Source organism: Bacillus sp. ISL-39 (genome assembly GCF_018613295.1).
In the GTDB taxonomy this organism is placed as follows: domain Bacteria; phylum Bacillota; class Bacilli; order Bacillales; family Cytobacillaceae; genus Mesobacillus.
The window spans coordinates 260,396-281,830 of record NZ_JAGGQM010000005.1; the positions used below are offsets into that span (position 1 = coordinate 260,396).

General features: G+C 44.5%; 17 protein-coding genes and 1 riboswitch. Of the genes, 2 read left to right on the top strand and 15 right to left on the bottom strand.

Translation table 11 applies throughout. The features are described from left to right. Positions 1 to 8: 8 nt before the first annotated feature. From J7E37_RS07340 to J7E37_RS22025, 9 genes are all read right to left on the bottom strand, one after another. Entirely contained in the window at positions 9 to 641 is a 633-nt protein-coding gene (locus tag J7E37_RS07340; RefSeq protein WP_214735718.1) for a response regulator transcription factor, read from the bottom strand. Beyond that, positions 634 to 1,680 carry a sensor histidine kinase gene (locus tag J7E37_RS07345; RefSeq protein ID WP_214735719.1) on the bottom strand — a complete coding sequence of 349 codons (1,047 nt, stop codon included), beginning with the start codon at positions 1,678 to 1,680 and terminating at the stop codon, positions 634 to 636. The genes J7E37_RS07340 and J7E37_RS07345 overlap by 8 nt, the downstream gene beginning before the upstream one ends. After that, complete coding sequence (liaF, locus tag J7E37_RS07350; protein WP_215023278.1) at positions 1,677 to 2,411, bottom strand: cell wall-active antibiotics response protein LiaF; 735 nt, start codon at positions 2,409 to 2,411, stop codon at positions 1,677 to 1,679. Before liaF ends, J7E37_RS07345 begins: the two co-directional genes overlap by 4 nt. Before the next feature lie 137 nt (positions 2,412 to 2,548). Next, on the bottom strand, positions 2,549 to 3,193 hold the full coding sequence (locus J7E37_RS07355; protein WP_214735721.1) for a PspA/IM30 family protein: 645 nt from the start codon (positions 3,191 to 3,193) through the stop codon (positions 2,549 to 2,551). A gap of 30 nt (positions 3,194 to 3,223) precedes the next feature. Next, positions 3,224 to 3,568: a lmo0954 family membrane protein gene (locus J7E37_RS07360; RefSeq protein WP_214735722.1), complete on the bottom strand. Its 345-nt coding sequence runs from the start codon at positions 3,566 to 3,568 to the stop codon at positions 3,224 to 3,226. 181 nt (positions 3,569 to 3,749) lie between these two features. Beyond that, entirely contained in the window at positions 3,750 to 4,358 is a 609-nt protein-coding gene (safA, locus tag J7E37_RS07365; RefSeq protein ID WP_215023281.1) for a SafA/ExsA family spore coat assembly protein, read from the bottom strand. 323 nt (positions 4,359 to 4,681) lie between these two features. Beyond that, complete coding sequence (locus J7E37_RS07370) at positions 4,682 to 5,248, bottom strand: YflT domain-containing protein (RefSeq protein ID WP_214735724.1); 567 nt, start codon at positions 5,246 to 5,248, stop codon at positions 4,682 to 4,684. A gap of 140 nt (positions 5,249 to 5,388) precedes the next feature. Then, positions 5,389 to 6,531 (bottom strand): trans-sulfuration enzyme family protein, encoded by a 1,143-nt coding sequence (locus tag J7E37_RS07375; RefSeq protein WP_214735725.1) that lies wholly within the window; start codon positions 6,529 to 6,531, stop codon positions 5,389 to 5,391. Between the two features lie 84 nt (positions 6,532 to 6,615). Then, a riboswitch (SAM riboswitch) is annotated at positions 6,616 to 6,717 on the bottom strand. A gap of 124 nt (positions 6,718 to 6,841) precedes the next feature. Further along, entirely contained in the window at positions 6,842 to 8,023 is a 1,182-nt protein-coding gene (locus J7E37_RS22025) for a CBS domain-containing protein (protein ID WP_251009528.1), read from the bottom strand. A gap of 363 nt (positions 8,024 to 8,386) precedes the next feature. Between J7E37_RS22025 and J7E37_RS07385 the strand changes: the two genes are divergently transcribed. Next, on the top strand, positions 8,387 to 9,253 hold the full coding sequence (locus tag J7E37_RS07385) for a YitT family protein (protein WP_215023282.1): 867 nt from the start codon (positions 8,387 to 8,389) through the stop codon (positions 9,251 to 9,253). 77 nt (positions 9,254 to 9,330) lie between these two features. On the opposite strand, the gene J7E37_RS22225 is transcribed toward J7E37_RS07385, so the two are convergent. From J7E37_RS22225 to J7E37_RS07405, 5 genes are all read right to left on the bottom strand, one after another. Beyond that, positions 9,331 to 9,465 (bottom strand): hypothetical protein, encoded by a 135-nt coding sequence (locus J7E37_RS22225; RefSeq protein ID WP_023625781.1) that lies wholly within the window; start codon positions 9,463 to 9,465, stop codon positions 9,331 to 9,333. Positions 9,466 to 9,489: 24 nt separating this feature from the next. Next, on the bottom strand, positions 9,490 to 10,977 hold the full coding sequence (locus J7E37_RS07390) for an amidase family protein (RefSeq protein ID WP_353049991.1): 1,488 nt from the start codon (positions 10,975 to 10,977) through the stop codon (positions 9,490 to 9,492). A gap of 169 nt (positions 10,978 to 11,146) precedes the next feature. Next, entirely contained in the window at positions 11,147 to 12,289 is a 1,143-nt protein-coding gene (locus J7E37_RS07395; RefSeq protein ID WP_214735728.1) for a DEAD/DEAH box helicase, read from the bottom strand. A 355-nt stretch (positions 12,290 to 12,644) separates the two neighbouring features. After that, on the bottom strand, positions 12,645 to 15,032 hold the full coding sequence (locus J7E37_RS07400; RefSeq protein WP_215023284.1) for an immune inhibitor A domain-containing protein: 2,388 nt from the start codon (positions 15,030 to 15,032) through the stop codon (positions 12,645 to 12,647). Positions 15,033 to 15,372: 340 nt separating this feature from the next. After that, positions 15,373 to 18,855: a bifunctional 2',3'-cyclic-nucleotide 2'-phosphodiesterase/3'-nucleotidase gene (locus tag J7E37_RS07405; protein ID WP_215023285.1), complete on the bottom strand. Its 3,483-nt coding sequence runs from the start codon at positions 18,853 to 18,855 to the stop codon at positions 15,373 to 15,375. A 280-nt stretch (positions 18,856 to 19,135) separates the two neighbouring features. On the opposite strand from J7E37_RS07405, the gene J7E37_RS07410 reads away from it, so the two are divergent. Then, the gene (locus J7E37_RS07410) at positions 19,136 to 20,188 is read left to right on the top strand and encodes a M20 family metallopeptidase (RefSeq protein WP_215023287.1); all 1,053 of its coding nucleotides are present in this window, start codon (positions 19,136 to 19,138) and stop codon (positions 20,186 to 20,188) included. Positions 20,189 to 20,222: 34 nt separating this feature from the next. On the opposite strand, the gene J7E37_RS07415 is transcribed toward J7E37_RS07410, so the two are convergent. After that, positions 20,223 to 21,401 (bottom strand): hypothetical protein, encoded by a 1,179-nt coding sequence (locus tag J7E37_RS07415; RefSeq protein WP_215023288.1) that lies wholly within the window; start codon positions 21,399 to 21,401, stop codon positions 20,223 to 20,225. Positions 21,402 to 21,435: the final 34 nt, after the last annotated feature.

Sequence of the window (21,435 nt, forward strand, 5' to 3'; positions counted from 1 at the left end):
TCCCTTTGTTATTTTACGATAGAATGCCTGAATGCATAAATGACTGCCTGGGTTCTGTCCTGGACCTGGAGCTTGCTTAAGATATTGCTGACATGTGTCTTCACCGTTTTCAAAGCGATAAACAGTTCATCGGCAATTTCCTGGTTGGTCTTTCCCTCGGCAATCAGCTTCAAGACTTCCATTTCCCGCTCTGTCAGCTCTTCATGCAGCTCGACGTTGTTCTTCTGGCGCATTTTCATCATCATCTTTCCCGTCACTTCTGGCTCGAGCACTGGCTGGCCTGAGTATGTAACTCTTACCGCATTAGCAATTTCACTGGCTTTCGAGGTTTTCAGCATATAACTCGTTGCCCCGGCTTCGAGCGCGGGGTATACTTTTTCATCATCAAGGAAGCTGGTCACGATGATGATTTTCGCTTCGGGCCATTGCTCGATAATCTGCTTTGTCGCCTCGATACCATCCATTTCCTTCATGACCAGATCCATGAGGATGATATCCGGCCGCAGCTCGAGCGCCATCTCGACACCCTTCTTCCCGTTATCCGCCTCGCCGATTACCTCAATATCCGGCTGGGCCGATAAATACGACGAAACGCCAATCCGCACCATTTCATGGTCATCTACAAACACAACTTTAATCATTCTTCTCACCCGCCACCACTAAAATTGGAACCTTGACTTCAAGCCTGGTCCCTTTGTTCTCGACACTGACTATCTTCAATGTCCCGCCGATTTCCCCCGCACGTTCGTGCATATTCTGGAGGCCATATGATCCTGCTTTTGCTTCTTCTACGTTAAAACCAATACCATCATCGACAATACGCATGATCACTTTATCATCGCGCTTGATCAACAATACTTCGAGCTCTTCCGCCTTTGCATGGCGAAGCGTATTCGAAACAGACTCCTGGAGAATGCGGAATAAATGGTCTTCGACTCCCTTATCCAACGGGAATGGCTCGACCTTCCACTTGATATCCATAGTGACTTTCTGCCTTAATTCGATCAATAATTCTTCGATTCCTTCTTGCAGGCATTTGCCCTTCAAGGCAACGGGACGCAGGTGCAGAAGCAGCGCCCTCATTTCGAGCTGCGATTGATGGATCATTTCCTCGACCATCTTCAGCTGCTTTGTTTCCCGGTCTTCGGAAGGGCCCTTTGTTTCATTGATCGCAGACATCAGCATCGATGCCGCAAAAAGCTGCTGGCTGACAGAGTCATGCAGTTCACGCGCCAGCCTGTTACGTTCCTGTGAAATGATCTCCTGGATCCGCGACTCTTGTTCCTCTGCTTTTTCAGTCGCCAGCCGCTGTGACAGCATCGCTTTTTCAGAGATTTGCTTATGAAGCTTCCCTACTCTTTTTGAAATCGAGGAAATTTCTGCGTATGTCTGATTCGATTCAATTTCGGGCTCCTGTCCTTCTTCCAGCTGAAAAAGCCAGTTATCAACCGTCCCAAATTGTTTTCGCCAGTATGTCCCAGACGCCATACCAAACGCGACACCCAACACAACACTAATGCTGAAGGTAAAAATGATGAAAGGAATATCCATCAGCTCACGGTTCCATAAATCAGAAAGCTTTGCTATAGGGAAAACAAGCACAAAAGACAAAGTCACGGCGATGAATAAAATAATTCCTAGAGTCAATCCCCATAAGATTTGGCGCATCGCTGTCGTCATATGCGTTTCACCTCGATATTACCGACAAGCATCGAGGTGAAAATTTTCACTTTCTGCTCAGCGTCGTCATAGCCAGGAGTCTGCACATACAGACTCTGGTTCAGCACCCTTCCTTCCTCATGCTCAAACACTTCAGCAGAGCCAATGACTGACGAATGCCTGAGGGTGACTTCCAAATCATATGGCACATACACTTTTACATTGCCAATGACATTACGGATGAAAACCACCGTTTCTCCCTTCGGCAGCACCGTCAGGCTCAGGTCGATGACACTGTCGCCAATTCCTGTCTGGATATTGACATCGTTCCACTCATACACATGGGAAGGCGTTTCCTGATGTCCAAACAAACGATTTTTAAAAAGAGGAGGCTTTTCGACCAGCATTTCCTTCCTGTTTTCTTTTTCAGGCTCCTGTAAAACTGGCGTGATCACTTCCGGCTTCTTTTTCGACTGGGCAAATTGATAGGCAAGATAGATCAGTACCGCTAATAGAAAAAACCTGAACGTCATCATGCTGAAAACACTGCTCAGCAAAAAGAACAAACCTGCCCAGAATAGCAGTTTCCCAGATTTCTTCGGCATCAAGGAGCGTCCGAAGTAGACCATCGCTCCGCTTGCCAGAAGGGAGAAAATCAGTCCTTCGTTAAAAAATGACACTTCTAGCAAAAGCAATATAAGTCCAGTAATCACAATCCAGCTGACATAATCATTTTTCATGTTGTCCAACATGCTGTTTTCCTCCCTTCCCCTAGATTTATTTTAAAAATGGAATATATGATAGAGGATTTTTATTATGAAGTCTTTTCGAGGTAATATCCGAAAAGGCGCAGCTGCCTGCGCCTCTATAGAATACCATGTTTTGCCTATCAAATAGTATGTGTTTCTTTATTTTTGAACTCTTTTTCGAGCTGGGCAATCCTGCTGTCAATTGTATTGCGATTATAGTTGTTGTTCACTTTCTCCTCGAGTTGGTCAAGGTAGTTTTCCATGTCTGCGAACCTTGAATAAGCTTGGTCAGAATATGGATTGTTATCGAGCACCTGGTCCATTCTATGGTGGGCGCGTGTTACATTTTCCCGGCCCATCAGTTCAAGCCTGCGGATGTGCATGTCTTTTAACTTATGCTTCATTTCTTCATACTTCCGCTCAAGCTCGAGCTGCTGCTTGACCGCATTTTCCTTTGCTTCCTTCAGCCTGGCTCCGCGCTCTTCATACTGCACCTGTTCCTGCTGTGCAAACTCCTGGAGGTCCGTTTCACCGGCTCTCATCGCCACCTCTGATTGATACTTCCGTTTTTCGGCCATTTCAAGTGCTTGCTGATGTTCACGGGCAAACTGTTCCTTCAACTGTCCTTGGCGCTCGAGCAGCTTTCTGACCTTTTCTGTTTCCGCTTCACATTCGCGAAGATACTGATTCAACAACGCTATCGGATTTTTCTTTTCCTTCTGGTCAAGTGCCTCGTGAAGATCTGCCATTACCGTGTTTTTGATTCTTGTTAATAGATTTGCCATTTACTATCTCTCCTTTTGATATTGATGATTTTATTTGTTATTCAATTGTGCCCACTGCTTTTCAAAGTTGACGAAAGGATCGTTATCTTCGCGAATCACATCCTCTTTTTTATCCCAGTTCTTGTATACAAGGTACAGGACATAAGCAGCTGCGATTCCCAGGATAGCCGGGACGTTAGAAGCTGTCGCCATCAAGATGACGAAGCCGGCGACTCCCCAGCCGATCTTTGCGGCAGTTGAATCTGTCTTTAAAAATTGTTTGACGACGAAGTAGAGCACCAGCAGGCTGACCCCAAGTCCGACGAGCGGGCCAAGGTTTGAAATCAGCACCATGGCTGCAATGGAACCGGCAACCAGTAAACCAAATTTTTTCATGTTCAATTCCTCCTTATCTCTTATGATTACATCTTACCTTTCTGGCAAAAATTCAATAACGTGCCTGAGCTTGATTTTGCACTAGGACCTGAGGCTTAGCTTGATACCGGACCATTCAATTCTGGGGCAACCAAAAAAATAACCCGGTCTCCATTAACCGGGTTATTTCCATTCGTACTATTTATTTTGCAATAAACATTTGCGTCCAATAGTGACCATAGTTGCCGCCGGTTACATGCCCGACACCAATATGGGTGTACGCAGGGCTAAGGATGTTCTTCCGGTGCCCAGGACTGTTCATCCATGATTGGACCACTTCATTTGGTGTTCTTTGGCCGGCTGCAATGTTTTCGGCAGCACTTCGGTAATTGATTCCGAAGCTCTTCATCATCGTGAAGGGACTGCCGAATGTGGGACTGGTATGGGAGAAATAATTTTTGTCTCTCATATCTGCTGATTTATATCTGGCGACCCTGGAGAGCTGCCAGTCAGCAGCAAGTGGCTTCAGGCCATTCTTGGCGCGCTCCTGGTTTGTAAGCTGGATTACCTGGCTTTCGATACTCTTTGTTGCTCTTATTGTAGGGATATTCACCCTCTGGCCAGGATAAATCAAATTTGGATTTTTAAACTGCGGGTTGGCGGCGATGATTTCGGAAAGTCCAACCTGGTACCTGACTGAAATTTTCCATAGAGTGTCCCCGGGCCGTACTGTGTGGACTTGCTGGGCAAACGAAACAGTCGGGATGGCTATTACCATTAAAAGCAGAGCTAATATTATTTTCTTGAACATTTTCCATCCTCCTCACCTGATAGGATGAGAATAATCCAAGAAATTATACTTTATTATTTTTTTATAAGAAAACATCACAAGCACGTTGCATATAGATTAATCAAGGGAGGAATGCGAATTATGGGCTATCTTTGGGTGATGACCATTGGTTTTGTCATTTGTCTCGGTATAATCGGCGGCATGTTGATGTTCTTCATCACATCCGCTTTCAATTACGATGACGCCAGTCGGATCGATTTATTGGATACGGAGAGAAAGAGTAAGTCGTAGGATGCCAAAAGGCTGCCAGAATGATCTGGCAGCCTTTTTATATGGCATGGTTATTAAAAGTCGCGTGTGTTATCAAAACGAGTGTTGGCAGGGTTGTCCGAAGTCAGCGGTGCATCAACTGGGTTTCCAGTCCTAGTGCCATCAATCGCTGTAGTACGATCATTCAGGCCAACTCTGTTTTCGTCGCGCTCGACAACAACGAGAATCTTACCTTCTTTTACATAGCCTTCGTAGCGTTCTGCTTCATCTTCCGGAATACCCATTCCGATCAGTGCTCCAGCCAAACCGCCTGCACCTGCGCCTACTGCAGCGCCAGTAAGTGTCGCAGCGATTGGGCCCGCAGCTACGATTGGACCGATTCCAGGGATCGCAAGTGCGCCGATGCCTGCCAATAATCCAGTAAGGCCGCCTAATACGCCGCCTGTTGCCGCTCCTGCAGCAAGACCTTCCTCAGTCTTTGTACCGGTAGCTTCGTTTACATCGTGAACCTCATCTTCGTTTTTACTGATTACAGAAATGTCATCGGTTGAGTATCCCTGTCTTTTCAGGTCCTCAACAGCCTGGATTGCGTCTTGCTCGTTATCATATACTCCAACAAGATGTTTTTCATGTTCAAACATATTAAAAGCCTCCTTTAGACGAGTAGTCCCTATAAAAATACCCACACACAGGAGGCGTAAACCTTATGTCGAACGATTAACTGCTGATATGATAAACCAAAGAGACTTTTTTAGTTAAATTCGAAGCAACCCGAAATTTTTTAATTTCCAGCCTCAGTCAGTGCAGCTTCAAATTGCTCGATTATATCCTGGCTATTCTCGATTCCCACTGAAATCCTGACTAGTCGATACGTAATGCCAAGCTCTGCCTGAGCCTTTGGAGGCAGCGCGCGATGGGAGGTTTTCAGCGGATGGGAGACAGTCGTTTCAACTCCCGCAAGTGTAGGCACAATCTTTATCCAACCAAGCGATTTCAAAAACCTGTCTGTATCCACGTGTTCTGCCAGTTCAATTGTTACGATGGCACCAAAACCTTTTTCACCTTCTGAAAATGGATAATATACCTTTGAAACATTCTGATGTTCCTTCAGACTGTCAGCCAGCAACCTGGCATTTTCCGATTGAGCTTTCATTCTTAAAGCAAGGGTCTTCAACCCTCTGCAAGTCAGCCACGCTTCAAACGGGCTGAGGTTCGCACCAAGATTCACGATTCTTGCGCGCGCTTCTGCTATCAATACCTTCTTGCCAACGATAACACCAGAGGTAACATCACTGTGGCCTCCGATGTATTTCGTGGCACTGTGGACGACAAGATCGGCTCCTAGCAATAACGGGCGGACATAAAGCGGTGTAGCGAACGTATTATCAACTAATACAGTAAGATTTCTTTTCTTAGCCAGCGCAATGACGTCCTCCAATTTTTCAACACGGAGGAGCGGATTTGTGATGGACTCTGTGTAAAGAAGTTTCGTATTGGATTTGATGGCCTGCTCTACATTTTCTAGGTCTGCAAACGAGACAAACGTTGTTTCGATTCCAAAGCGCTCCAATTCAGCTTTCAGCATATGAAAACTGCCGCCGTAAACATCATCAGCCGCAACAATATGATCGCCATTCTTCACCACTGCCAGGACACCAGCTAAAATCGCAGCCAAACCAGAGGAAGCTGCTGCCCCGTCTTCCGCAAGTTCAAGTGCCGCTAAGGATTGACCAAGTTCATCCGTATTCGGATTTCCAACTCTTGAATATAAATAATTTCCCTCTCCCTGATAAAAGCCCTCAAGCTCATCAAGGTCATTAAAGGTAAATGCTGATGTCTGATAAATCGGTGTCGCCTTGCTCTTAATTCCTGTTTGCTTCTTATGTATGGAATGAAGTACTTCCGTTTCAAATTTTTTCGCCATTTGGTCACCTGCTTTTAGAATTTGTAGTATGGAAAAAATAATCATAAAAAACCTCTCCAAATAAGGAGAGGTTACAGTCAGCCTCACTTATCTTCAGACTGCAATCTTCAGGAATTAGCACCTTTCATTTTAAACGATGGTTGCCGGGCTTCACAGGGCCTGTCCCTCCGCCGCTCTTGATAAGAGTTATTTCGGTTTTAAAAATAGTTTAGATAGCTGAAGTATATCAGCATCCCTGGTTTATCGTCAATGACAGTTCACACACTGAAAACACTGGATTCACGCTGGAGACAGCTGGAAGATTGGCTGCTCAATCTTCCGGATCGCTGTCAAGCAAGTCCCACGGCGTTATCACTCCAATTGGCTTCCCGTGGCGGTCTCCCGTTTCCGTAATGATGACTGCCTGCAGTTTCTTGCCTCTTGTATGGTATCGCTCGAATAATTCTTCAATATGATAAAGTGATGCAGCCTCATCCACAAAGGTCACAAAGTAATTTTTCCCCTTCGTCAAAAGCTCTTTTACACGGACATCCTCGAAATGGACCACACTGTCGGAAAAATGCTTCGCCAGCCACTGGATGATTTCCGTTGAAGTCAGCAAGGCAACATACTTATCATCCTTGTCGTAGACAGGGAATCGTGTAAAATCAAACTTATTGATCACCTTTAGAACATCTTTAAGATAGGCATCCTCGTAATAGTAAAACACCGGGCTGGTCGCGATTGATAGTGCCGTCTGCGGCTTCTCAAACTCCCTTGCGATCTCCTCAATCCGTTCGACCACCTCGATATGCGGCTCGGCAATATAATAATCTGCGTTCACCCGCTCATGGACAATCGCATTGCGGAGCTTCGCAAACTGATGCAGTTCACTTTTATATTTACGAACCAATGAATGATTTTTATACCCAGAGTACAGCAGTTCCACGAACGCATCGCTGTCCGTTCCCTTTACCATTTCCTTCAGCGCTTTGTGAATCCTGTTAAAGGCCGTCTCGAACTTGCCGGATTGCTCTTTATGCTTTACTTCTTGATCTTCTGAAGTTTTCGCTCCTGAATCAGGATTTTTGTTTGATGAATTCTTGCCGCCTTCATTCCCACCCTTATTACCATTGCCGTTTATCGATTGTTTTGAGGCTGGTTTGCCATTTTCTTTACCATTCTTGGATTGATTGGAAGATGCCTTTCCATTGCCATTGCCGGCCTGTTGGGTGGAAGACCTGCTTTTATCGTTTTTTGAATGATTTGAAGAAGAGTTGCCCTTTTCTTTTTTTGATTGATGTGATGGCTTCCCATTTTCGCTTCCTTTATTGCCATCATGCTTTTGATTTCTTTCATCAGCCCGCTTCAGTCTGTTTTCCTCATTCTCCTGCGGCTTAGGGTTAGTTCTCATATATGACTTTCTCTTATTTTTACCAGTCTGATGATTCTTCTTATTTTTTGAATCTGACTGATTATTTGATTTATGTTTAGCTTGAGTATTGTTAGCCAAAAAAAGCCCCTCCGTAATTTCAAATAACTTCCCCCTTCTCATTACCCCATTTACCGGTTTTACTAATCATGGATATATAATGAAAAAATACCAGCTAGCTTTAATGTTTGATACAATAAGTATAGTACATACATTACTAATTAATAGTAGAGTTTTTATAGAGTCTCTTTTCGTAAACTTTGTTGCTTTCATAGTCAAACGTAAAAATCAGGTTATGAATATTTACGTTTTCTTATGCATTTTCAGTTAAGGAGCTGCTAGAAAAGGGCCCCTTGAAGCTAGCCAATATGCGGTTGATAGATTAATAACGAAAAGCAACAATCAATGCGAAAACATTCTTAATAGAAAAGGGTTTGATCTTTAGTGGCAACAACGAAGAAAAAAAGAATAATCAAAGAGGTCACACAGCTTGTGACGATCACAATCGGCGCGGTTATCGCGGCATTCGGGCTCGATCTGTTCCTTGTTCCTAACGCGATCCTTGACGGAGGGGTCATCGGGCTGTCAATCATCGCAGCGGAACTGACGAACATCTCGATGAGTATATTCCTGTTAGTGTTTAACCTTCCTTTCCTATATATCGGATATCGGAGAATGGGATTGAAATTTACGTTCCGCACCTTATATGGAGTCATTATTTTATCCGGCGCGACTGCTTATTTACACCATTTTGAACCTGTGACGGATGATTTATTTTTAGCAACGATCATCGGAGCGGTAATCCTTGGCACAGGGGTTGGTCTGGTCATCCGGGCAGGCGGCGCACTGGATGGAACCGAAATCATCGCCATCCTTGTCAGCAAAAAGCGCACCGTCTCTGTCGGTCAGATTGTCATGGTCATGAACTTATTCATCTTCATTTTAGCCGCCCTGCTAGTGTTCAGCTGGGAAACGGCCATGTACTCCATCATCACCTATTTCATTGCCTTCAAGATGATCGACGTCGTCGTCGAAGGGATGGAGGAGCTAAAATCCGTCACAATCATTTCCGATGTTCCTGAAGAAATCGCCGAAGCATTGCTAAAACAATTAGGCCGGGGCATGACCTACATCCAGGGCCAGGGTGTTTTTTCAAGTGAACCAAAGAAAATCATCTACACCATCGTCAGCCGGATCGAATTGTCCACACTGCGCTCAGTTGTCAACGAAATCGATCCAAATGCGCTTGTCGCCATTGAAAATGTCGCCGACGTTTCAGGAAGCAACTTTGATAGGAGCAGCGGACATTAATAAGGCGGCATCAGCCTTGTGAATGAGGACAATTTTTAAAAAGTGCCCTGGCGAACAATCGCCGGGGCACTTTGCTGTCAATCAATCGGATTGTTGAATTTCTTTTCTTTCTGGCCTGTTGTGAATTCGACTAGTTCTTCGGGTGTATTGTTGCCCTTCTTCTTGTTGTTGTTGCGCTGGGCGTTTCCGTTGCCAAGCTTTTGTCTACCCATTCTACCTCGCTCCTTTTGATGGATTCATGAAGTAGTATGGATTTTTTCTCCGGCGTTTATTCTAAGTTCAGGCACCTGGCGCACCTTAGTTGCCTGCTCGTATGCATAGGCAAGCCTGATCAGAAATGGTTCGCTGAAGGCGGTACCTGTGAAGGTGATGCCGACTGGCTCTCCATCTTCAGTAAAAGCAGTCGGGACCGTAACGGATGGGTACCCTGCTTTTGAGCCGATTGTTGAGCCATCCATCGGGAACAGCACCGCATCCGCTCCATATTCTTTCAATGCATAGTCAATTCCCTGCTCCCTTGCCATATAAAGATTGTATTCGAGCTCTTCGAGGTACTCAGCCTCGGTCAGTGTCCCGCTTGTCGCATCCGATTCGAGCAGCACTTCCTGCCCGTATTTCAGCATTTTCTCGCCATGCTCATAATTGAAAGCAATCACGTCAGCAAGCGTCCTGACTGGAACATTCGGTGCCAGACCGTTCAGATAAGCATTCAAATCCGCTTTGAATTCATAGCTCAAAACTTTGTACCCCCAGGTTGCTTTCGCCGCCGGGATTTCTGCTTCAACGATCTCTGCGCCAAGCTCTTCCAGTTTTTCAACCGCTTTTTGAAAAATATGCTCCTGCTCCTGGGTCCACTTGCCAATATACTCTTCCCTGACAACAGCGATTTTGGCTCCTTTTAATGCATGTTCATCGAAAAGAGAGCCGTGACTGAATTCCGGAAAGCTGACCATCGTTGCCGGGTCTTGCGGATCCTGGCCGACAATCGCTTCCAAAAGGTAAACCGCGTCCTTTACAGTTCTCGCCATCGGGCCAGCTGTATCCTGAGTGTGGGCAATCGGGATGATGCCGCTGCGGCTGACAAGTCCGACTGTCGGCTTGATGCCCACCAATGAATTTTTGGAAGAAGGATTTAAAATCGAGCCATCTGTTTCTGTTCCAACCGCAACCGCAGCCAAATTAGCGGCAATTGCGGCGCCGGAACCAGCACTCGAGCCGCCGACATCAAACTTCCCTGGACCGTACGGATTCAGCACCTGGCCACCGCGGGAGCTGTATCCGCTCTTCATGCCATTCGCCATGAAGTTTGCCCACTCTGTCATATTCGTCTTGCCAAGAATGACGGCGCCTGCTTCCCTTAGCTTTGCAGCGACAAAGGAATCTTTCTGCGCAAAGGAGTCCTTTAATGCCAGCGATCCAGCACTAGTATGCATTTTATCGTTTGTATCGATATTATCTTTTACAAGGACCGGAATACCGTGCAAAGGGCCTCTGGGACCTTTCTGTTTTCGTTCAGCATCCAGTGAAGCCGCAATCTGTAATGCATCCGGATTCACCTCAAGCACTGATTTGGTTGTTTCATCAAAAGCCGCGATTCGGGCCTGATACATCAGAACAAGATCATGGGAAGACAGCTCGCCCTTCTCCATTTTCTCCTGCATCTCATCAATCGTCGCTTCCAGCAGCCACTCTGCCATCAATGTATTCAAATGTGGATTTTTCACGTTCAACATTTCCTTTCAAAAAGGCTATGTGAATTCGGCTGGTGATTACAACCGCTTTTTCATTGCCTTCAAAAATAATCTACGGAATATATATTCTGACTCTTTTTCAAAAAAACCTTTGTTTGCAGTAAAGAAGCTATAGAAGTAGATCCTATAGCTTCGTAACTCATTATTCTGGGTCGACAATTTTACCGCCGTAAAATTCTTTTTGCACCGGCGTAATATTAAGTGCCTTGCAGAACCTTTTCAAATCGCGTTCTTCCCGTTCATTAACGATCGAGATTACGGTTCCCTCCGCGCCAAATCGGCCTGTGCGTCCGGAGCGGTGGATGTATTGGTCCTGCTCTCTCGGGAAATCATAGTGGACAACGTGAGTGACACCTTTAATATCCAAACCACGCGCTGCAACTTCGGTGACTAGCAGCATTTCTCTGTTACCGTCCCGGAACTTATTCAAATAACGCTGACGGTCCTGCTTGTCCAAATCACTGTGCAGCTGGCCGACATGAATGTCCTTAAACTTCAGTTTTTCAGCAGCGATAGTCAGGTTCGCGATGTCCTTAATAAAAACAAGTGACTTCGTTCCATCCAGGCGGGCAATCTTCTCAAGAACTTTGATCTTGTCACGCTGCTCGCTGAGAAAATAAATATGCTCAACTTTGGCAGCATCGATCGTTTCGTCCTTTTTGACATTGATGATCTCTGGATCCTTCGCCAATCTCTTGATTGATTTTTCGACAGTCTCTGGAAGAGTGGCTGAAAATAGCAGAAGCTGTCTTTGATCAGCAAGTGTCGACTTGACAATGCTTTTTACCGTTTCATTATGCTCGGGGGTCAGAAGCTGATCGCCTTCATCTAGGACGACTGTATGGACTTTATGCATTTTCAGTTTCTTCTGCTTGATCAGTTCATTCGTCCGTCCTGGAGTTCCGACAATGATGTGCGGGCTCTTTTTCAGCTTGTCAATCTGGCGCTTCAGGTTCGCACCGCCGATCAAGCTTGCCGATTTGATTCCGCTGCCTTCGCCCCATTTCTGGATTTCGGACAGGATCTGCATAACAAGCTCCTGCGACGAAGCAAGGATGACTGCCTGAGTATTCTGCATTTTAGGATCGATTTTATTTAAAACAGGAAGCAGGTACGCCAAAGTTTTACCAGTACCAGTCGGTGACTCTCCGACAACATCTTTTCCTTCTATTATTAGCGGAATTGCTGTCGTCTGGACAGAAGTCATCGTCTCGAATCCGGCCTTCTCCCAGGCCTGCTGCAGGAACGGTTGTAGTTGTGCGATAATTTGTTGAGTTTCTGACATGATTTTCTCCTTCAGTTAAACATTCTAGTATTGATACTAGCTAAAACACGATTATAAGTCCAGTATTCCCCTAAAAATTGGCGTTTTGCACTTTTTATTATAGATTGTTTTTTGCCTGATTGCGTTTTATTCGCGATTTCACAACTTTATTGGCGAAAATTTAAATATATTGGCGATTCTACAGATTTATTGGCGAAAATTTTTATTATATTGGCGAAATTCCTATTTTATTGGCGAGTTGGAAATTCTGAGCGATTTTTTCCAATTCATAAAAAGACATCGAGCGTGTGCTGTCTCCGAATATCATAAAAAGACATCGAGCGAGAATTCGCCTGATGTCTTCAAAACCTAAATCTTATTTATGGATCCAAACTGCACCAGCTGAGTTATCCTTCGCTTCGCCGATGACCTGGAACTTCAATCCGTAGTTAGGCAGCTTTTTGCCTGCATCCGGGATCAGTTCGTTGATGTACTTGTGTGAGTCATCAAATGTTGCCACACCTGGAAGGCCTTCATAATCGAACACTCCGCGTGATGGAGAATCAACTGTCCAGGCAGGTGCCTTATCAAGTGAGAATGCTGCGTCAGAGATTTGGTAGCGTGTGCTGCTCTTTACAGAATCCTGTCCATTGAGCGTGCCGACGATTGCTTCTGGATGAGAGTCAACAACCCCGATGAAGCCTTCTCCCGGGTGGACGCCAACCCAGTTGTCTGTGAAGCTGTCGTCACCATACCAGACAACCAAACCAGTGTTGTACTTCACGCCGCGGCCTTCAATCAAGCCTTTGTCAGCACCAGCGTAGTTTCTCCACTCAAGATAGTAGTAGTGGTCTTTATCAAATAAACCGTTTGTAGAAATAAAACCATCAAGAGTCACTTGTTGAGTGCCTTCTGCATCGTCAGAGAAAGCAACTTCGCCGTCAACAGTCAGGCTAAGGTTATCCATTGCGAAACCTTCAGGAGCAAGTCCTCCGTCTGTTACATAATCAAACACAAGCTTCACTTTCTGTCCTGCGAACTGGCTTAAGTCATAAGACTTGTCTTCCCACTGCCCTTGAGTTGTTTCCATGCCGCCAGCAGTGTTTTCGTCGCCGATAAGATCCAATTGAACTTCCGTGCCGTCTTCAGTCACAGCATTTACATATACATAGTCATAATCGAATTCCACTTCGTACCATGCTTTGTAGTCGAAAGTTGCTGTCGTTGCAGCTGTAAGATCGAATATAGGTGTTTCCAATGCAGTGTGCAGGTCATCACCTTTCTTGCTGTAGTAGTACTTTTCACCGAAAGCAGGCTCAATGCCTTTTACCTTCTTCTTAGGAAGATTAACTTTTACAATACCGTTATTCTTCGACTTCGTTACACTCTGGTCGATAACAGCAGTTAAACCATTTTCGTCTATTTCATCGTAATTCACTTCCGTGATGTTAGCCCAGTTGCCGCCCATGATCTTTTGGAAGTACTCCTTGTTCTGTGGAGAGAAGCTTGTCGGCTCTGTGCCTGCTACTGCTCCATTCCAGCTGCCGCCGCTCATGATCGACCATGATGCAACCGGCTCACCTTGTCCAGTGTACTGTGTATCGTACTCATCTGGAAGACCCAGGTCATGTCCGAATTCGTGTGCGAATACACCAACTGCTCCATCTTCAGGCTCGATTGTGTAGTCGTAGGCAGCCATTGATCCGCCCCAGTATGGTACTTGAGCAGTTCCTTCAGTGCCAGGGACTCTATGAACGCCATTCAATACCCAGCGGTGTGACCAAATAGCATTGTCACCAAGCTTGCCGCCTCCAGCTTCCTGGCCAACACCAGCGTGAAGGACCATCAAGTGGTCAACGAGTCCATCCGGCTCGTTCTGGTTTCCGTCGCCGTCTAAATCATAAAGATCGAATTCATCAAACTGAGAAAGATCAAGGCCGCTTTCAACAGCAGCATTCAATGCATCCTTTACAAAGTCACGCGGTCCTTTAGGATTCAGGTTATCATGTCCGCCCTCTGGATTGTCGTCACCATAATCTGCTGCATTTCCAGGTACCGTCACCCAGTCCGTAACATGTCCGTCAACTGTGTAGCTGCCGCCAGACTGTTCTTCATAATATTGCTTGAACGTTTGAACCTTTTCACCATTGAATAATGTGAACTCTTCGTCACCGAACAGCATTTTTTCATAATGCTCGCGACTGAAGTCGTCTGAATACATATAGCCTTCTTCTTGCTCAATGTTATTGTGCTTGAAGTCTGCAAATTCAGCCAGAAGAACAAGAACCTTATCTTCCCTGACTGTACCATTGTAAGCAGCTTGTTTCGCAGGATCTACTTTCGCATATCCAGTTGGCTTGCCCGTTTTGTAGTTGTCATGCCCTTTTTCAAGCTGCTTAGTCAGCTTGTCCTTTTGCTTTGTCAAAAAGTCCTTGGACTTCTTTGCCATTTCATGTTCAGCAGCGTGATTATCTGTCTTGCCTGCTTTTGCTCCCTGCTTCTGTTTAATATATTCTGTTACCGCTTTATTGACTTCCTCAGGTGAAGCACCTTTCGCAATCAGGCCTCGCTCCTGCAAAGCCTTTGCCAGGCGATCCTGGTCAACAATGTTCAAGTCTATTGGTGCAGATTCAGGAGCTGTCGCAGCTGCCACACTCTTGGGTGCTGCAGTTGGCCCAGCAAACGAACCCGCAAATAATGTTGAAGCGAAGACAGCACTTGCCGCGACGCTGGATAGAACCTTCAACGAACTTTTCTTCTTCAAAAAGATAACCCCCTGCTATTTTCCAAGTTTCGATTTTTCATATTTTCAGAAGAATCTGATTGAAATTGTAGCAAGGTTTTGAAATATTGTAAATTTTTATAAAATAATTATATTTACCTATAAAATTACTCGTTTTTAATAAAAAACCTCACTTTTAAAATAAAACTGAGCCTATCATCCTGTTTCCATCTCAAAAAGAAGTGTCAATAAAACTATTTTAATAAAGCGTTATATTGGGAAATTTTCTTCGTGTATCTAAATTTGATTCTAATGGACTATCAGGAAAATAGTGGTTTACGCAAAAAAAGGAGAGCAAATATTGCGCTCCCCTTCTAAACTATTAATTTAATTTCGTTACACGACCCTCAATTTGCGGATTAACTTCACCGTGAGCCTTGATATAGTTGACCAATGCATCCAAATCGACTACATCGATTGTCTTGTCAGTAATCGTCGCAAGGATTGCATATCCATCCCCGCCTCCAGCCATGTAGTTGTTGACTGTGATTGAATAGGTTTGATCCATTTCAACTGGTGTTCCATCATTCTTCGTTATCGACACAATACGGTCTCCGGCAGCTCTTGAATCATCGTAAGTTACCTTCAAGCCTGAAATTGGCATGATACGGACTTTACTGCCCCATTGCTGCTCTAGCAATGTCTTGATGACTTCACCAGTCACATTCATTTTTACAAGATCATTACCGAATGGCTGAACGGTGAAAGCTTCTTTCCACGTGATTTCACCTGCATCAATGTCAGCACGGACTCCGCCTGAATTCATGAAGGCAAAGTCAGTGCCCGTCTGCCAGCGCATTGCATCTGCCACGAGGTTACCCATTGCAGATTCACCAGAAGCACTTGTATCACGGCTGATACGGTTTGATGCTGTCCCGATCACTTCATTCAGAATTGGTGCAACATCTGCTACATAAGTGTCCAGCATGGCTTTGATTTCAGCATCCGGCTCAATTTGATCACGGTATGTTGTGACGATTTCTGATTTGCCAACCATGACATCCTTCGTTACAGGGTTGATCAATAAATCTACATCTGAAAAAGCTGTACCAGAAGAATAGGACTGAACGACAATTTTGCCGTCAACTTTTGTGTTAGTGTAAGCGTGATTATGTCCGCCTAATAACACATCTACTTCATCATCCACATTTCGAGCGATCTCAACAAGCTCTTCACCTGCGTCAGAACCATCCATTTTTGAAAAAGATGGGTTATGCGCTAAAACAACAATTGTTTCAACACCTTGCGCCTTTAACTCCTCAGTATAGAGGTTGATCGCTTCAGTTTCGTCGGTGAATTGCACATCCTGAACTGCACTTGGAATGACAATGTTTGGTGTATCAGATAAAGCTACACCGATGACACCGACTGGTATTCCATTTACGTCGATTACTGTATATGGCTCTAAAATGTTCTCACCTGTAACTTTGTCAACAACATTAGCCGCGACATAAGGGAAGTTGGCACCTTCAAATACACCATACTTGTCCACTGTTTTCGGATGGGCTCCACCATCGATCAAGCGCATCATTTCCTCTACACCTTCATCAAACTCGTGGTTTCCGACAGTACCTGCGTCAAAACCAAGCTCGTTCAAAATTTTGATTGTAGGCTCGTCCTGAAGCAAAGCGGATACCGGGGAGCTAGCTCCTACAGCATCGCCTGCATGAAGCATCAATGTATTAGGATTTTCAGCTTCGCGTTCTTTCAAATATGCAGCAAGGTATTCAACACCGCCTGCATTGATTTTTGAGTTATAAGTGTCCAGCTGGCCATGGAAATCATTGATTCCCAAAAGCTGAAGGCCGATTGGCAGGTGCAGCTGGTACTTTGCAAAACCATCTGCAGCATTTCCAGCATAATTAATCAGACCTGTCTCCGGAAGCGCTTCTTGTGCAGAAGGTGAAGAAGTAAATGTTACATTCAGCTCTTTTTCTAATCCTGCAAAGCTCCAGTTGTTATCAGCAGATGGGTCAATTGTTTCCAGTTCACTGATATAATCGATGATTACCTGGCGATTTTCATCCGGATACATTTCCACTGCCGTTTTATTCCTTACACCCGGGAAGGTGCCGTTTGCACGATAGTTATTCGTTACAACAAGGAATTCCTGATCAAGATCGATTGGCTGTCCATTATATTGGAGGTTTTTAATCCGGTTTGCATTAGAATTAATCTCAATTCCATCCTTATCATATTTTGCTGGTTCGGTAACATCAATTTCGTAAGTTACGCCATCGATGACATCATAGTTATAAGTTGGGAAGCTAGTGTTGATTAACTCTTGTTCATCCGTTTTATTTTCGTTGATTTGGTTGAACTGTCCTGCAGACATTTCAAGCCATTCCTTAACATCCGCACCTGTCACCTTGATTGTAGCCACTGTGTTTGGATACAGATAAAGGTCTGCTACGTTCTTGATTGCAATTGTTCCCTCAGGGATATAGGTATAGTACTCTGAACCATTGCGTCCGCCTGCTTTAAAAGGAGCTCCTGCTGAAAGAATTGGCAGATTCTCATCTGCAGTGCCTTTTACTTTTTCCTCAGCATACCATTTTTGTGCATTCGTAACGATTTGGATAGATGGGTCATCCTGGACTAAAGCAAAGTAACTGTTGATATCGGCAGTCGTTTTGCCTACCGGCTGGTTGACATACTCCACCGTGCCTTCATGATCTTCTTTTACCGCATCTAAAATTTCCTCATCGGGTTTCGCCAACTCTGTCTTAGTCGTTTTATCGTAGACAGCTCTTAATTGAGCCTTGGAACTCTTCACATTCCATTTGCCTTTTTCTTTTACAATCGTAAGGTCCATGACACCAAGCTGATTTCCCCAGCTTCCTGGCATGACGACCGGAACTCCATTGATTGTGCCGTTTTCAGCATCAACGCCTGGCAATCCAGTGAAGCTTCCAGGGAAGTTCTGGTGGTTGTGGCCGGAGATGATGGCATCGATTCCTTCGACTTTTGTCAGATCGTAGGCAGCGTTTTCTTCCATCTCAACTACTTTTTCGTCGCCAATTCCAGAGTGTGCAAGTGCAATGATAATATCAGCGCCCTCTTCTTTCATTTTAGGAATTTGGGATTCTACCGATTTTACAATATCTTTGGTAATCACTTTTCCATCAAGGTTGGCTTTGTCCCACTGGACGATTTGCGGTGTCACCGCACCGACAACCCCAATTTTAATCACCTGGGTTTTGCCGTTTGCATCCGTTACCTTTTTATTAAAGACAGTATAAGGCTTAAAATAGTTCTCATCATTGTCAGGATTGTCATCGCCATCATATTTGTAGACGTTCGCATTTACATATGGCATTGGTGCGTCATCCAGCACTTCGTCAAGGTAGTCCAGTCCATAGTTAAACTCATGGTTTCCAACTGTCGCAGCATCATAGTCCAGTAGTTCCATAGCTTCAAAGACAGGGTGCATTTCCCCATCTTCAAGTACATCTACCTTGGCTTTATAGTCGCCTAGCGGATTTCCCTGGATCAGGTCACCATTATCGAATAACAAGCTGTTTTTTCCAGCAGCCTCTTCTCTTGCTTCTTTAATTAAAGTAGCCGTTTTAGCCAGGCCGAAGTCAGGAACCGCCACTCCTTTGTAGTAATCGAAGTTATATAAATTTGTATGAATATCTGTCGTTCCCATAATACGCAGCTGCACTTCATGCTTCCCTGCTTGATCAGGCTTGCCAGCTGCAAATGATTTATAAGAAACTGGGCCCGCTAACACAGACAATGCCATTGTTGTTGCGACAACCGTCTTTCCTATCTTGCGCAAAGGCTTCTTCAAGAAATCCATCTCCTTAATGATTAAATTGGTAGATACGTGTTTAATTATAGTAGGAATCACGAAATCGGAAATGGACTGATAGACCTGATTTTTCTAAACATTTTGTCATAAAAACGCTTGCATTTAGGTCTAATTCACTCAATTTTAAATACACACCCTTATAACTAAATTCCCATTCGAATGATTTAAAATAAATATATCCTGATAAGGCTCTGCCATATATTATTGAGATTGAAAATATACTAGAGTGGTAATGTAAAGTAGAACCTTTTCAAGGAGTGTTTGGACTATGAAGGAATTATTGAAAGAATTGATCCTGATTGACAGCTCCACGAAGGAAGGTGCCAATCAGGCGGTCGAGTTTTGCAAACAATGGCTTATTGAGCATGAATTGCAGCCGAGTTTGATTGAAAATAACGGATATAAAATGGTAGTCTGCGAGATTGGCGAGGGAGATAAAACGATTGTATTCAACGGACATGTTGATGTCGTCAGCGGAAAAAAAGAGCAATTCGTTCCCGTTGAAAAGGATGGCCGAATCTACGCTAGAGGCGCAGCTGATATGAAAGCTGGAGTTGCTGCGATGATGGTCGCGATGAAAGAGTTGCGCAATCAAAAAATCGGGGTGAAAATCCAGCTGCAGATTGTTTCCGACGAAGAGATCGGCGGGATGAATTGTACTGGCTACCTTGTAGAAAATGATTATCGCGGGGATTTTGTCATCTCCTCTGAACCAACTCAGCTGGGGATAGCCCTGCAGGCAAAAGGTGTATTGAGGCTAGAAGTCGAAGTCACCGGAAAATCCGCTCATGGCAGCCGGCCGTGGGAAGGCGATAATGCGATTGTCAAGGCGTATCGAGTTTACGAACAACTGCAGGAACTTCCTTTTACAAAAGAAAGCTCAGAGTTTTATCCATCACCATCTGTTAATCTTGCCATCATATCAGGTGGCGAAGTTTTTAATAAGGTACCAGATCATTGTGTCATGTCCCTTGATATCCGTTATCTTCCTGGACAAGATCCCGCTTCGATCGTGCAGCAAATCGAAGGGATATCAGAAGGTAAAGTTACCGTCGGTTTGAAGGGGATCCCTGTGGCAACAAAACAGGATAATCCATTCATCACCCAGCTGAAACCCGTTTTGGAAAAACATATTGCTGGTGAAGCAGTGATATTCGGCCAGCACGGAGCAGCAGACACCCAGTATTTTGCAGCAAACGGAATCCCGGCAATCGAGTTCGGTCCAAGCGGAGCAAACTGGCATGGAGACGACGAATACATTGAGCTAGAGTCGCTGGAAAAGTATAAAGAAATTTTGATAGATTACGTTAAATCATACTGAACCAAAATTAAAAGACAGCCACCCGGCTGTCTTTTTAACTGCTATAACGATATTTCTTTGTCCATGAATATAGCAATAAACCCAAAACTAACACTATTTGCAGCAAAAAGACAACCGAATCCCAAAAACGAATGCTGGTGATTGGTTCCAAGAATCCCGGAAGCATGATTTCGTTCACCGCGAAGATCATTTGCGGGATGTAATAGTAGGCGGTGATGATGAGTGTGAGCAGAATGCCTGCAAGGTAGAAATAGGCGTATCTGCGAACGAACTTCTCTTCTCCGGCGAAGGTCTCTGTTTCTGGCACCCTCAGAAAAGGCAGCCATTTCGCCAAAAAGTTGCGCCCATTTTCCATTAAATTATAACAACCTGTTAAGTTTTCAATGACATAGTAAAGATCTGTCTTCATAAATACGGCAGTTTGGTAAATAAGACGGATAAACGTGTCCAGTACAACCAGCTTCAGCAATCCCATAGTTATGGTATTATCACTCGCAAAAAGCTGGGCTGCCAATGCCAGGAACAATACTGCAAGATCAAAATTCATCCCGGCAAGATAAAGCTTATTGCGCTTTTCAGCCGGCAATTTCCACACCTGGGACATATCTGTTTCCAGCACAACAAAAAACAAACGGTTACCCACTTCTAACTTTGCCGGCAAACCTTCCGAACGGACCGCAAGCACATGGCCGAATTCGTGCAGGATGACAAGAAAGAAAGAGATCAACAGCAATGCGATGATATTTTGGAACATCAGGTCAAACATAAACAGGTCCGAATAGCGTGGGAATAAGTCAGGTTTAAAAAGGATCAAACCTATACTTGCCACGAGCAAAAGGACGTACAGCTTTGAACTGATTGAATTGAAGAAGAAACGGCCTAGGGATTCTGGGAGCCAGGTGAAGATGGAATGCACTTTTGTCATTGAGTCCCTATTGATCTTTTCTCCATCAAGTTCGTCAACTAGACCAATTTCAAGAAGTTGGGCAACGAAATCCACCATATTTATTTCTTCTTCAGGATATTGAGATATCAATACGTTCTCTATATTATCAAGTTGCATCCTTTGGTTAAGCAGTTCAATTGCATCAATACAAACTTTAGGCATTTCATAAAACTCTGTGGTAACTACATCTTCTACAATATAATGTTTATTATCCTTTCGAATAGTTAAAGGGCGAAGAGAAACCTTTGATTCATAGGAAAGATTCATATAATCACCTATTCAGAAATATAGGGGTGTGGCC